General features: G+C 70.3%; 11 protein-coding genes. All 11 read left to right on the top strand.

Annotation, left to right across the window (positions count from 1 at the left end; genetic code table 11):
- Positions 1-53: 53 nt before the first annotated feature.
- The 11 genes from ACFZBP_RS34085 (at position 54) to glyA (ending at position 12,762) form a co-directional block, all read left to right on the top strand.
- On the top strand, positions 54-1,346 hold the full coding sequence (locus ACFZBP_RS34085) for a homoserine dehydrogenase (protein WP_391418931.1): 1,293 nt from the start codon (positions 54-56) through the stop codon (positions 1,344-1,346).
- Positions 1,347-1,352: 6 nt separating this feature from the next.
- A complete protein-coding gene (gene thrC, locus ACFZBP_RS34090) occupies positions 1,353-2,411 on the top strand; it encodes a threonine synthase (protein WP_391418933.1) in 1,059 nt (352 codons plus the stop codon).
- A 252-nt stretch (positions 2,412-2,663) separates the two neighbouring features.
- The gene (gene thrB, locus ACFZBP_RS34095; protein ID WP_383451898.1) at positions 2,664-3,593 is read left to right on the top strand and encodes a homoserine kinase; all 930 of its coding nucleotides are present in this window, start codon (positions 2,664-2,666) and stop codon (positions 3,591-3,593) included.
- Between the two features lie 411 nt (positions 3,594-4,004).
- Positions 4,005-6,017 (top strand): transcription termination factor Rho, encoded by a 2,013-nt coding sequence (rho, locus tag ACFZBP_RS34100; protein ID WP_391418937.1) that lies wholly within the window; start codon positions 4,005-4,007, stop codon positions 6,015-6,017.
- 342 nt (positions 6,018-6,359) lie between these two features.
- On the top strand, positions 6,360-7,496 hold the full coding sequence (locus ACFZBP_RS34105) for an LCP family protein (RefSeq protein ID WP_391418940.1): 1,137 nt from the start codon (positions 6,360-6,362) through the stop codon (positions 7,494-7,496).
- A 196-nt stretch (positions 7,497-7,692) separates the two neighbouring features.
- Positions 7,693-7,917, top strand: a complete 225-nt coding sequence (rpmE, locus tag ACFZBP_RS34110; protein WP_018571447.1) for a 50S ribosomal protein L31 — start codon at positions 7,693-7,695, stop codon at positions 7,915-7,917.
- Positions 7,918-8,026: 109 nt separating this feature from the next.
- Entirely contained in the window at positions 8,027-9,103 is a 1,077-nt protein-coding gene (gene prfA / locus ACFZBP_RS34115) for a peptide chain release factor 1 (protein WP_383451903.1), read from the top strand.
- 91 nt (positions 9,104-9,194) lie between these two features.
- Complete coding sequence (prmC, locus tag ACFZBP_RS34120; RefSeq protein ID WP_383452046.1) at positions 9,195-10,034, top strand: peptide chain release factor N(5)-glutamine methyltransferase; 840 nt, start codon at positions 9,195-9,197, stop codon at positions 10,032-10,034.
- Between the two features lie 61 nt (positions 10,035-10,095).
- Positions 10,096-10,743, top strand: coding sequence for an L-threonylcarbamoyladenylate synthase (locus ACFZBP_RS34125; protein ID WP_048582944.1), 648 nt, complete (start codon positions 10,096-10,098; stop codon positions 10,741-10,743).
- A complete protein-coding gene (locus ACFZBP_RS34130) occupies positions 10,740-11,420 on the top strand; it encodes a protein-tyrosine-phosphatase (RefSeq protein WP_383451906.1) in 681 nt (226 codons plus the stop codon). Before ACFZBP_RS34125 ends, ACFZBP_RS34130 begins: the two co-directional genes overlap by 4 nt.
- 103 nt (positions 11,421-11,523) lie before the next feature.
- Positions 11,524-12,762 carry a serine hydroxymethyltransferase gene (glyA, locus tag ACFZBP_RS34135; RefSeq protein ID WP_391418949.1) on the top strand — a complete coding sequence of 413 codons (1,239 nt, stop codon included), beginning with the start codon at positions 11,524-11,526 and terminating at the stop codon, positions 12,760-12,762.
- Positions 12,763-12,862 lie beyond the last annotated feature (100 nt).

The following is a 12,862-nucleotide window of genomic DNA, read 5'->3' on the forward strand; positions in this document are numbered from 1 at the left end:
GTCCGGTGAGTGAGACTGGTGCAACCGTAGACGGTATGAGGAAACGAGGTCGGATGATGCGTACGCGTCCGCTGAAGGTGGCGCTGCTGGGCTGTGGGGTTGTCGGCTCAGAGGTGGCGCGCATCATGACGACGCACGCCGACGACCTCGCCGCGCGGATCGGCGCTCCCGTCGAGCTCGCGGGCGTGGCCGTACGGCGGCCCTCCAAGGTCCGTGAGGGCATCGACCCCGCGCTCGTCACCACCGACGCGACCGCCCTCGTCAAACGCGGCGACATCGACGTGGTCGTCGAGGTCATCGGGGGCATCGAGCCCGCCCGCACCCTCATCACCACCGCCTTCGAGCACGGCGCCTCGGTCGTGTCCGCGAACAAGGCGCTGCTCGCCCAGGACGGCGCCGCCCTGCACGCGGCGGCGGAGGCGAACAACAAGGACCTCTACTACGAGGCCGCCGTCGCCGGCGCCATCCCGCTGATCCGCCCGCTGCGCGAATCCCTCGCCGGCGACAAGGTCAACCGGGTCCTCGGGATCGTCAACGGCACCACCAACTTCATCCTCGACAAGATGGACAGCACGGGGGCGGGCTACCAGGAGGCCCTCGACGAGGCCACCGCCCTCGGGTACGCCGAAGCCGACCCGACCGCCGACGTCGAGGGCTTCGACGCCGCCGCCAAGGCCGCCATCCTCGCCGGCATCGCCTTCCACACGCGTGTGCGGCTCGACGACGTCTACCGCGAGGGCATGACCGAGGTCACCGCGGCCGACTTCGCCTCCGCGAAGAACATGGGCTGCACCATCAAGCTGCTCGCCATCTGCGAGCGGGCCGCGGACGGCCGGTCGGTCACCGCGCGCGTGCACCCCGCCATGATCCCGCTGACCCACCCGCTCGCCTCCGTGCGCGGCGCCTACAACGCCGTGTTCGTGGAGTCCGACGCCTCCGGTCAGCTCATGTTCTACGGTCCGGGCGCGGGCGGTTCGCCGACCGCCTCGGCCGTGCTCGGCGACCTCGTCGCCGTCTGTCGCAACCGGCTCAGTGGGGCAACGGGGCCCGGCGAGTCGGCGTACGCCGCCCTGACCGTGTCGCCGATGGGTGATGTCGTCACGCGCTATCACATCAGCCTCGACGTGGCGGACAAACCGGGTGTTCTCGCCCAGGTGGCAACCGTGTTCGCCGAGCACGGTGTCTCGATCGATACGGTTCGGCAGCAGGGCAAGGACGGCGAGGCCTCCCTCGTCGTCGTCACCCACCGTGCGTCCGACGCGGCCCTCGTCGGGACCGTCGAGGCGCTGCGCAAGCTCGACACCGTGCGGGGTGTCGCCAGCATCATGCGGGTTGAAGGAGAGTAACCAGCAATGACCCACCAGTGGCGCGGAATCATCGAGGAGTACCGGGACCGGCTGCCCGTCTCCGACACCACGCCGGTCGTGACGCTCCGCGAGGGCGGCACGCCCCTCGTGCCCGCGCAGGTGCTCTCCGAGCGCACGGGCTGCGAGGTCCACCTCAAGGTGGAGGGCGCGAACCCGACCGGGTCCTTCAAGGACCGCGGTATGACCATGGCCATCACGCGGGCCAAGGAGGAGGGGGCCAAGGCCGTCATCTGCGCCTCCACCGGCAACACCTCCGCCTCGGCGGCCGCCTACGCCGTGCGCGCCGGCATGGTCTCGGCCGTCCTCGTCCCGCAGGGCAAGATCGCGCTCGGCAAGATGGGCCAGGCCCTCGTGCACGGCGCGAAGATCCTCCAGGTCGACGGCAACTTCGACGACTGCCTCGCGCTCGCCCGCGCCCTGAGCGACAACTACCCCGTGGCGCTGGTCAATTCGGTCAACCCGGTGCGTATCGAGGGGCAGAAGACGGCCGCCTTCGAGATCGTGGACATGCTGGGCGACGCCCCCGACATCCACGTCCTGCCGGTCGGCAACGCGGGCAACATCACCGCGTACTGGAAGGGCTACACGGAGTACGCCGCCGACGGCATCGCCAAGCGCACCCCGCGCATGTGGGGCTTCCAGGCCTCCGGCTCGGCGCCCATCGTGCGCGGCGAGGTCGTCAAGGACCCGTCGACCATCGCCACCGCCATCCGCATCGGCAACCCGGCGTCCTGGCAGTACGCGCTCGCCGCGCGGGACGAGTCCGGCGGGTTCATCGACGAGGTGACGGACCGTGAAATCCTGCGCGCCTACCGGCTGTTGGCCGCGCAGGAGGGCGTCTTCGTCGAGCCCGCCTCCGCCGCGTCCGTCGCCGGTCTGCTGAAGGCCGCCGAACAGGGCAAGGTCGACCCGGGCCAGACCATCGTCTGCACCGTCACCGGCAACGGCCTGAAGGACCCCGACTGGGCCGTCGCCGGCGCCCCGCAGCCGGTCACCGTTCCGGTGGACGCCGCCACTGCCGCCGAGCGCCTCGGCCTGGTCTGACGTACCGCTTGACCCGGGGAAATCCCTGGATGGGGTGCACAGGGGGCATACGACACGCATCGTGCGCCTCCTGTGCGCCCTATGTCGCCGCAGAACCTACCTTCGATAGGCTGTACCTGACCCGCCCGCCGCATATGCCTCCGCATGGGGCGCGGTGCCGCGCCGTCTCCGCGGCCCGGACGCGGCCCCAGGGGTTCTCGTACTCATCGAATGTCTTCGACAACCACGCAGCTCAAGGAGAGTCATCAAGCGATGGCCGGTCCAGCGTTCCGCGCCGCCGCCGTCCGGGTGCGCGTCCCCGCCACCAGCGCCAACCTCGGCCCGGGCTTCGACGCCCTCGGCCTGTCGCTGGGGCTCTACGACGACGTGGTCGTCCGGGTGGCCGACTCCGGGCTGCACATCGACATCGCGGGTGAGGGCAGCGAGACGCTGCCGCGTGACGAAAAGCACCTTCTCGTACGCTCCCTGCGGACCGCCTTCGATCTGCTGGGCGGCCAGCCGCGCGGCCTGGAGATCGTCTGCGCCAACCGCATCCCGCACGGCCGGGGACTCGGCTCCTCCTCGGCCGCGATCTGCGCCGGCATCGTCGCCGCCCGCGCCGTGACCATAGGCGGCGAGGCCAAGCTCGACGACGCCGCCCTGCTGGAGCTGGCCACCGAGATCGAGGGCCACCCCGACAACGTCGCGGCCTGTCTGCTCGGCGGGTTCACCCTCTCCTGGATGGAGGCCGGCGCCGCCCGGGCCATCAGGATGGAGCCCGCCGATTCCATCGTTCCGGTGGTTTTCGTGCCCGGAAAGCCGGTCCTCACCGAGACCGCGCGCGGCCTGCTCCCGCGCACCGTCCCGCACGTCGACGCCGCCACCAACGCGGGCCGTGCAGCCCTGCTCGTCGAGGCCCTGACCAGGCGCCCCGAGCTGCTGCTGCCCGCCACCGAGGACCGTCTCCACCAGGAGTACCGCGCACCGGCCATGCCGGAGAGCGCCGCGCTGGTGGAGCGACTGCGGGCCGACGGAGTCCCGGCAGTCATCTCAGGAGCGGGACCCACCGTGCTCGCGCTGGCCGACGCGGACAGCGCCGACAAGGTGGCCCATCTGGCAGGCGAGGGCTGGGCCGCGAACCGGCTCGACCTCGACGCGCAGGGAGCGAGCGTGTTGCCGCTTGCTCCCTCCGGTGACATTTAGGAGCGCGCGGTTGCCGGATTTCGAGAGGGGGAATGTTTGTTGGATCCGGTAGTGTTAACCTCAAGTCTGCACCCGACCCCACCATGGCGAGGTGCTTCGTGTCCCCGTCCGGGACAGACATTCTTCCGGGAGCCTCCCAAGCCGCACTGTGTTCCGTACGACGTATGTGAGCAGTACCTCGTACGCGGGCGCTGAGCGACTTGCCGGGCACGCTCCGGAACCGGCGCGACCGAGCCGAGTGACACAGACACTGAGTGCCACGGCTCTGGGAAGCGTCATCACCAGATATTTCCTCCGCCGCTTTGGCGGACCACCGCCCCGGCACGGTCCACACACCAAGGACCGAAGCCGGACAGCACAACCGGTCGCCGAGCCAGACAGGCCGACGTCCGCTCCAGGGAAGGACCCTTCGTGAGCGACACCACCGATCTGATGGGCGCACGTGTCGAGGAGACCGCTGCCGCGCCCGCCACGGACGCCTCCGCGCCTGCCACCGGTGCCGGCTCCCGGCGGCGCCGCGGTACCGGCCTCGAGGGCATGGTGCTGGCCGAGCTGCAGCAGGTCGCATCCGGCCTCGGCATCAGGGGCACGGCGCGTATGCGCAAGAGCCAGCTGATCGAGGTCATCAAGGAGGCGCAGGCCGGAGGGGGATCCGCCCCGGCGAAGGCCGAGGCCGCCACCGAGACCAAGCCGAAGCGCCGCGCCACCTCCCGGGCCCGTACGGGCGACGAGGCCGCCGCCGCGAAGAAGGCGGACAAGGCCGCCGAGGCCCCCGCCGAGAAGGCCGTGGCCCAGCAGCAGATCGAGATCCCCGGCCAGCCGGCCAGCGAGGACGCGCCGGTCGAGCGCCGTCGTCGCCGCGCCACCGCCGACGCCGGTGCCCCCGAGACGGTCGCCGCCGAGGCGAAGAGCGAGCCGAAGGCCGAGACGCCCGCGCAGTCGCAGGGCCAGCAGGGTGACGCCAAGGGCGACGCCGGTGAGGGCGGCGAGGGCCGCCGTCGCGACCGCCGTGAGCGCGGCCGGGACCGTGACCGCGGGGACCGCGGGGACCGCGGCGACCGCGGTGACCGTCGCAAGGGCGACGATCAGCAGGGCGGCGGCCGTCAGGACCGCCAGCAGGGCCAGCAGCAGGGCGGCGGCCGCCAGGACCGTCAGCGTGACAACGGTCCGCAGGACGACGACGACTTCGAGGGCGGCCGGCGTGGCCGTCGCGGCCGTTACCGCGACCGGCGTGGCCGTCGCGGCCGCGACGAGATGGGCAGCGAGCCGCAGATCGCCGAGGACGACGTCCTGATCCCGGTCGCGGGCATCCTGGACATCCTCGACAACTACGCCTTCATCCGTACGTCGGGTTACCTGCCCGGCCCGAACGACGTGTACGTCTCCCTCGCCCAGGTCCGCAAGAACGGCCTGCGCAAGGGCGATCACGTCACCGGCGCGGTCCGTCAGCCCAAGGAAGGCGAGCGGCGCGAGAAGTTCAACGCGCTGGTGCGTCTCGACTCCGTCAACGGCATGGCGCCCGAACACGGCCGCGGCCGCCCGGAGTTCAACAAGCTCACCCCGCTCTACCCGCAGGACCGCCTCCGCCTGGAGACGGACCCGGGCGTCCTCACCACGCGCATCATCGACCTGGTGTCGCCGATCGGTAAGGGCCAGCGCGGTCTGATCGTGGCCCCGCCGAAGACCGGCAAGACCATGATCATGCAGGCGATCGCCAACGCGATCACGCACAACAACCCCGAGTGCCACCTGATGGTCGTCCTCGTCGACGAGCGTCCGGAAGAGGTCACCGACATGCAGCGGTCGGTCAAGGGCGAGGTCATCTCCTCGACCTTCGACCGCCCGGCCGAGGACCACACCACGGTCGCCGAGCTCGCCATCGAGCGCGCCAAGCGCCTGGTGGAGCTGGGCCACGACGTGGTCGTGCTGCTCGACTCCATCACGCGTCTGGGCCGTGCGTACAACCTCGCCGCGCCCGCCTCCGGCCGCATCCTGTCCGGTGGTGTCGACTCGACCGCGCTGTACCCGCCGAAGCGGTTCTTCGGTGCGGCGCGCAACATCGAGGACGGTGGCTCGCTCACCATCCTGGCCACGGCTCTTGTCGACACCGGGTCCCGCATGGACGAGGTGATCTTCGAGGAGTTCAAGGGCACCGGCAACATGGAGCTCAAGCTCGACCGCAAGCTCGCCGACAAGCGCATCTTCCCGGCGGTGGACGTGGACGCGTCCGGCACCCGTAAGGAAGAGATCCTGCTCGGCAACGAGGAGCTGGCGGTCGTCTGGAAGCTGCGGCGGGTGCTGCACGCGCTGGACCAGCAGCAGGCGATCGAGCTGCTGCTCGACAAGATGAAGCAGACCAAGTCGAACGTCGAGTTCCTGATGCAGATTCAGAAGACGACGCCGACGCCTGGCAACGGCGACTAACCGCGCCCCTCAAGGCGTTGAGGCCGCCCCCCGTCACTGTGTGACGGGGGGCGGCCTTTTGTTGCTGACAGCGAGATCTTCCGCACACCGAAGGCCGTCGGCACCGATCACGAGCGGTACCGCGTCTTCGGCTGAAACCGCAGGTGAGACCGGTCTGGCCGGGAGCGCCGACTACGGACCGTGCCCCTCGCTGTCCGGCGGTGGGCACGGTCCGTTGTGCAACCCTTCTTCGAGTTTCCCCGTCTGACCGGACGGGGCGACGATGGTGTGGTACGGGCCAAATGGCCACGCCTGTCCCTGAAAGCAGGGGGTAACCGACCGGAACGAGAACCGAGGAGCACAGTGTCCGCCGAGAGCACGCCGGAGCCCGGCATACCGGGCGAGACCGGCACCCCAGGTCCGCGCCACCGCGCCAAGGGCCGTCGCCGCAAGCCCCGGGACAAACGCAAGGGCATGCTGATCATGGCCTGGACGGCCGCCGGGATCGTGATCCTGGGCGGTACCGGCGCCGGGTACCTGTACTTCAAACTCAACGGCAACCTCAAGAGCGTCGACATCGACCAGGCCCTCGGCACCGAGCGGCCGGAGAAGGTCGACAACGGCTCCGAGAACATCCTGGTCCTCGGCTCGGACACCCGCTCCGGCAGCAACAAGCGGCTCGGCGGCGGCACCGACGACGGCAGCGCCCGCTCGGACACCGCGATGATCGTGCACGTCTACGAGGGCCACAAGAAGGCCAGCGTGGTCTCCATCCCGCGCGACACCCTCGTCGACCGCCCCCGCTGCACCGACACCAACGGCGACACACACTCCGCGGCGTCCGGCGTGATGTTCAACGAGGCGTACTCCACGGGCGGCGCCGCCTGCACCGTGAAGACGGTCGAGTCCCTCACCGGCATCCGCATGGACCACTACCTGGAGGTCGACTTCTCCGGCTTCCAGAAGCTCATCGACGAGCTCGGCGGTGTCGAGGTCACCACCACCAAGAACATCGACGACCCCGACAGCCACCTGAACCTCAAGGCCGGCACCCACCAGCTCACCGGCAAGCAGGCCCTGGGCCTGGTCCGCACCCGGCACGGCGTCGGCGACGGCTCCGACCTCGGCCGCATCCAGCTCCAGCAGGCCTTCATCAAGGCGCTGATCAACCAGGTCAAGGACATCAACCTCTTCAGCAACCCGAAGAGGCTCCTCGACCTCGCCAACACCGCCACCAAGGCCGTCACCACCGACTCCGACCTCGGCTCGGTCAACAAGCTGATGTCCTTCGCCGGCGGTCTGAAGGGCATCAGCTCCAAGAACATGACCATGGTCACGATGCCGGTCCAGTACGACCCGGCCGACCCGAACCGGGTGCTGGTGGCGAAAGCGAAGTCCCAGCTGGTGTGGGACGCCCTGAAGAACGACAAGGCGATCCCGAAGTCGGCCACGAAGGGCACGGCCACAGGCGGTGCCAACGGCGTGGTGAACGCCGGCTAGGGGCGCGGGGCTGTATCGATTTGCGGCTCCGCCGCGTGGGCGCGATCAACCCCCACCGGCCCGCAGGGAATACCCCACGCGCACCCCCGGTTTTGGCTGATGGACACCAGTCCTGGCAGACTGGTACGTCGGCTCCGGTTCACGCCCCCGCACCCCGCGGATGCGACCCGGCGCCCTCCCGAAACTAGGAGACACCTTGAAGCGCGACATCCACCCCGAGTACGTCGAGACGCAGGTCAGCTGCACCTGTGGCGCGTCGTTCACCACCCGTAGCACGATCGACAGCGGCACCATCCGCGCCGAGGTCTGCTCCGAGTGCCACCCGTTCTACACGGGCAAGCAGAAGATCCTCGACACCGGTGGCCGTGTGGCCCGCTTCGAGGCCCGCTTCGGCAAGGCTGCTGCCGGCTCCAAGAAGTAGCGAGCTCCAATTCGCCGGTCCACGGCCGCGCCCCTCGCAGGCGCGCCGGGACCGGCGTTTTTGGTCGCCCGCCTTCCCCCTTCTTTCTTACGCAGTTCAGGAGCCCAAGATGTTCGAGGCCGTCGAGGACCTGGTCGCTGAGCACGCCGACCTGGAGACGAAGCTCGCCGACCCGTCGGTCCACGCCGACCAGGCCAACGCGCGCAAGCTCAACAAGCGCTACGCCGAGCTCACCCCGATCGTCGCCACGTACCGCTCCTGGAAGCAGACCGGCGACGACATCGAGACGGCGAAGGAATTCGCCGCCGACGACCCGGACTTCGCCGCCGAGGTCAAGGAGCTGGACAAGCAGCGCGAGGAGCTGACCGAGAAGCTGCGGCTGTTGCTCGTCCCGCGCGACCCCAGCGACGACAAGGACGTCATCCTCGAGATCAAGGCCGGCGCCGGTGGCGACGAGTCGGCCCTGTTCGCCGGCGATCTGCTGCGGATGTACCTGCGCTACGCCGAGCGCGTCGGCTGGAAGACCGAGATCATCGACTCCACCGAGTCCGAGCTCGGCGGCTACAAGGACGTCCAGGTCGCAGTGAAGACCAAGGGCGGCCAGGGCGCCACCGAGCCCGGGCAGGGCGTCTGGGCCCGGCTGAAGTACGAGGGCGGTGTGCACCGCGTGCAGCGCGTGCCGGCGACCGAGTCCCAGGGCCGTATCCACACGTCGGCGGCCGGTGTCCTCGTGACCCCCGAGGCCGAGGAGATCGACGTCGAGATCAACCCGAACGACCTCCGCATCGACGTGTACCGGTCGTCCGGCCCGGGTGGCCAGTCCGTCAACACCACCGACTCCGCGGTGCGCATCACGCACATTCCCACCGGAGTCGTCGCCTCCTGCCAGAACGAGAAGAGCCAGCTGCAGAACAAGGAGCAGGCGATGCGTATCCTGCGCTCCAGGCTGCTCGCTGCGGCACAGGAGGAGGCGGAGAAGGAAGCCGCCGACGCCCGCCGCAGCCAGGTCCGCACCGTCGACCGCTCCGAGAAGATCCGTACCTACAACTTCCCGGAGAATCGCATCTCGGACCACCGCGTCGGCTTCAAGGCGTACAACCTGGACCAGGTCCTGGACGGCGACCTCGACGCGGTGATCCAGGCGTGCGTCGACGCGGACTCGGCGGCGAAGCTGGCGGCCGCGTAGGGCGTAGGGACGGACGTACGCACGTACGAGTACGACACGGAGGACTTGCGTGCAGCAATTCATCGGGGGGCGGACCCCAAGCCCTCGCAGCGTGCTGCTCGCGGAGGTGGCACAGGCCACCCAGCGGCTGGCGGACGCCGGCGTGCCCTCGCCGCGCACCGACGCGGAGGAGCTCGCCGCGTTCGTGCACGGTGTGAAGCGGGGCGAGCTGCACTCAGTGAAGGACTCGGACTTCGACGCCCGCTACTGGGAGGTCATCGCCCGGCGTGAGCAGCGCGAGCCGCTCCAGCACATCACCGGACGGGCCTACTTCCGCTATCTCGAACTCCAAGTCGGGCCCGGGGTGTTCGTGCCCCGCCCCGAGACGGAGTCGGTGGTCGGCTGGGCCATAGACGCCGTGCGCGCGATGGACGTCGTCGAGCCCTGCATCGTCGACCTGTGCACCGGCTCCGGCGCCATCGCGCTCGCCCTCGCCCAGGAGGTGCCGCGCTCGCGCGTGCACGCCGTGGAGCTGTCCGAGGACGCGCTGCACTGGACCCGCAAGAACGTCGAAGGGTCCAGGGTCGACCTGCGGCAGGGCAACGCCCTCGACGCCTTCCCCGACCTCGACGGCCAGGTCGACCTGGTCATCTCCAACCCGCCGTACATCCCGCTCACCGAGTGGGAGTACGTCGCTCCCGAGGCGCGGGACTACGATCCCGAACTCGCCCTGTTCTCAGGCGAGGACGGCCTCGACCTCATCCGCGGTCTGGAACGGACCGCACACCGGCTCCTGCGCCCGGGCGGCGTCGTCGTCATCGAGCACGCCGACACCCAGGGCGGCCAGGTGCCGTGGATCTTCACCGAGGAGCGGGGGTGGGCCGACGCGGCCGACCACCCGGACCTCAACAACCGCCCCCGGTTCGCGACGGCCCGCAAGGCATTGCCGTGACCACCGCCCCGACTTCGATCCCGCAGTACGTGTACTTCGTGTACGAGGAGGCCCGCTAGATATGGCACGGCGATACGACACCAACGACGCGACCGACCGCACGACGGGTCTGCGTGAGGCCGCGTCCGCCGTCCGCCGTGGCGAGCTCGTGGTCCTCCCGACCGACACGGTGTACGGCATCGGCGCCGACGCCTTCACCAAGGAGGCCGTCGGCGACCTGCTGGAGGCCAAGGGACGGGGCCGCAACATGCCCACCCCTGTGCTGATCGGGTCCCCGAACACGCTCCACGGTCTCGTCACCGACTTCTCCGAGCTGGCCTGGGAGCTGGTCGACGCGTTCTGGCCGGGCGCCCTGACGCTGGTCGCCAAGCACCAGCCGTCGCTGCAGTGGGACCTGGGCGACACCCGGGGCACGGTCGCGGTGCGGATGCCTCTGCACCCCGTCGCCATCGAGCTGCTGACCGAGGTCGGCCCGATGGCCGTGTCCTCGGCGAACCTGACGGGCCACCCCGCGCCCGAGGACTGCGATGCCGCGCAGGAGATGCTCGGCGACTCGGTCTCCGTCTACCTCGACGGCGGCCCGACCCCCGGCAACGTCCCGTCGTCGATCGTCGACGTCACGCGCGAGGTGCCCCTGCTGCTGCGCGCGGGCGCGATCTCCGCGGACGAGCTGCGGAAGGTCGTACCCGACCTCGAGGTGGCCAATTGACAGCCCCTGATGTGGGGCGTGGCATAGGCAACGGGGAAAGCGCGGCGGAGATCACGACGACCTTCGTGGGACTGCCGCGCGACAGCTTCCGCATCCTCCACGTCAGCACCGGAAACGTGTGCCGCTCGCCGATCACCGAGCGGCTGACCCGTCATTTCGTGGCGCAGCGCCTCGGTGTGCTCGGCGGCGGGCTGATCGTGGAGAGCGCGGGCACCTGGGGCCACGAGGGCGCGCCCATGGAGTCGAACGCGGAGACGGTCCTCGCCGACTTCGGCGCGGACGCCTCCGGCTTCGTCGGCCGCGAGCTCCTCGACGAACACGTCATTCGGGCCGACCTGGTCCTGACCGCCACCCGCGACCACCGCGCCCAGGTCATCTCCATGGGCCACTCGGCAGGCCTGCGCACCTTCACCCTCAAGGAGTTCACCCGCCTGGTGAAGGCCATAGACCCGGCGACCCTGCCTCCCCTGGAGGACGGTGTCGTCTTCCGCGCACGCGCCCTGGTCCGTGCGGCCGCCGCTCTACGCGGGTGGCTGCTGGCGCCGACGGTGGAGGCGGACGAGGTCTACGACCCGTACGGGGCACCGCTCACGTTCTTCCGGTCGGTGGGGGACGAGATACACGAGGCGCTGGATCCGGTGGTGACGGCGTTGACGGGGGTTCCCGCGCGGGCGTGAAGTGGACGCGGGTGCCCGCGAAGGCGTGACAACGCCGGGCAGCCCCGACGTCCCCGGCCTACATTGGACGTACGTCATCGTCGACGCACGCCCGGAGCCCACCATGTCGGTCACCCATACCCTCGAGGCCGATGTCCTGCGCCGTCAGGACCCTCAGCTCGCCGACATCCTGCTCGGGGAGCTCGATCGGCAGTCGACGACGCTTCAGCTCGTCGCGGCCGAGAACTTCACCTCTCCGGCCGTGCTGGCGGCGCTCGGGTCGCCGCTGGCCAACAAGTACGCGGAGGGGTATCCGGGGGCCCGGTACCACGGCGGATGCGAGATGGTCGACGTCGCCGAGCGGCTCGCCGTGGAGCGGGCGATGGCGTTGTTCGGGGCCGAGCACGCCAATGTGCAGTCGCACTCCGGGTCGTCGGCGGTGCTTGCCGCGTACGCCGCCCTGCTGCGCCCCGGCGACACCGTCCTCGCCCTCGGACTGCCGTACGGCGGACACCTCACGCACGGCTCGCCCGCCAACTTCTCCGGGCGCTGGTTCGACTTCGTCGGGTACGGCGTGGACGCCGAGACCGGGCTCGTCGACCACGACCAGGTGCGCACGCTCGCCCGCAGCCACCGGCCCAAGGCGATCGTGTGCGGCTCCATCGCCTACCCCCGCCACATCGACTACGCCTTCTTCCGTGACGTCGCCGACGAGGTGGGCGCGTATCTCATCGCCGACGCCGCCCACCCGATGGGGCTGGTCGCCGGGGGAGCGGCGCCGAGTCCGGTGCCGTACGCCGACGTCGTCTGCGCCACCACGCACAAGGTGCTGCGCGGACCGCGCGGCGGGATGATCCTGTGCGGCGCCGACCTCGCCGAGCGGATCGACCGCGCGGTCTTCCCGTTCACCCAGGGCGGCGCCCAGATGCACACCATCGCCGCCAAGGCCGTCGCGTTCGGCGAGGCGGCAACCCCGGCCTTCGCCGCGTACGCCCATCAGGTCGTCGCCAACGCGCGGATGCTGGCGGCGGGGCTGGCCGCGGAGGGGCTCGTCGTCACCACGGGCGGCACCGACACCCACCTCATCACCGCCGACCCGGCGCCTCTCGGCGTCGACGGCCGTGACGCCCGCGGCCGGCTCGCCGCCGCCGGCATCGTGCTGGACTGCTGCGCGCTGCCGCACGGCGACGCTCGCGGCCTGCGCCTGGGCACGGCGGCCGTGACCACCCAGGGCATGGGGGAGGAGGAGATGGCGTGGCTCGCCGCGCTGCTGGCGGGCGTGCTGCGCGGGGAGACGGAGAGCCAGAAGGCCCGTGAAGAAGTGCGGGAGCTGACCGGTAGATTTCCGCCGTATCCCGGCTGAGCGGGGGTAGACGCACCTGCGTGCACAGCCACACGTGCAACCATCGTCGCTACCCGGAAGTCCCTACACATATGCGTCGGCCATGAGTACGTCGCTAGGG

Origin of the sequence: Streptomyces sp. NPDC008086 (genome assembly GCF_042957325.1) — a bacterium.
Taxonomy (GTDB): Bacteria; Actinomycetota; Actinomycetes; order Streptomycetales; family Streptomycetaceae; genus Streptomyces.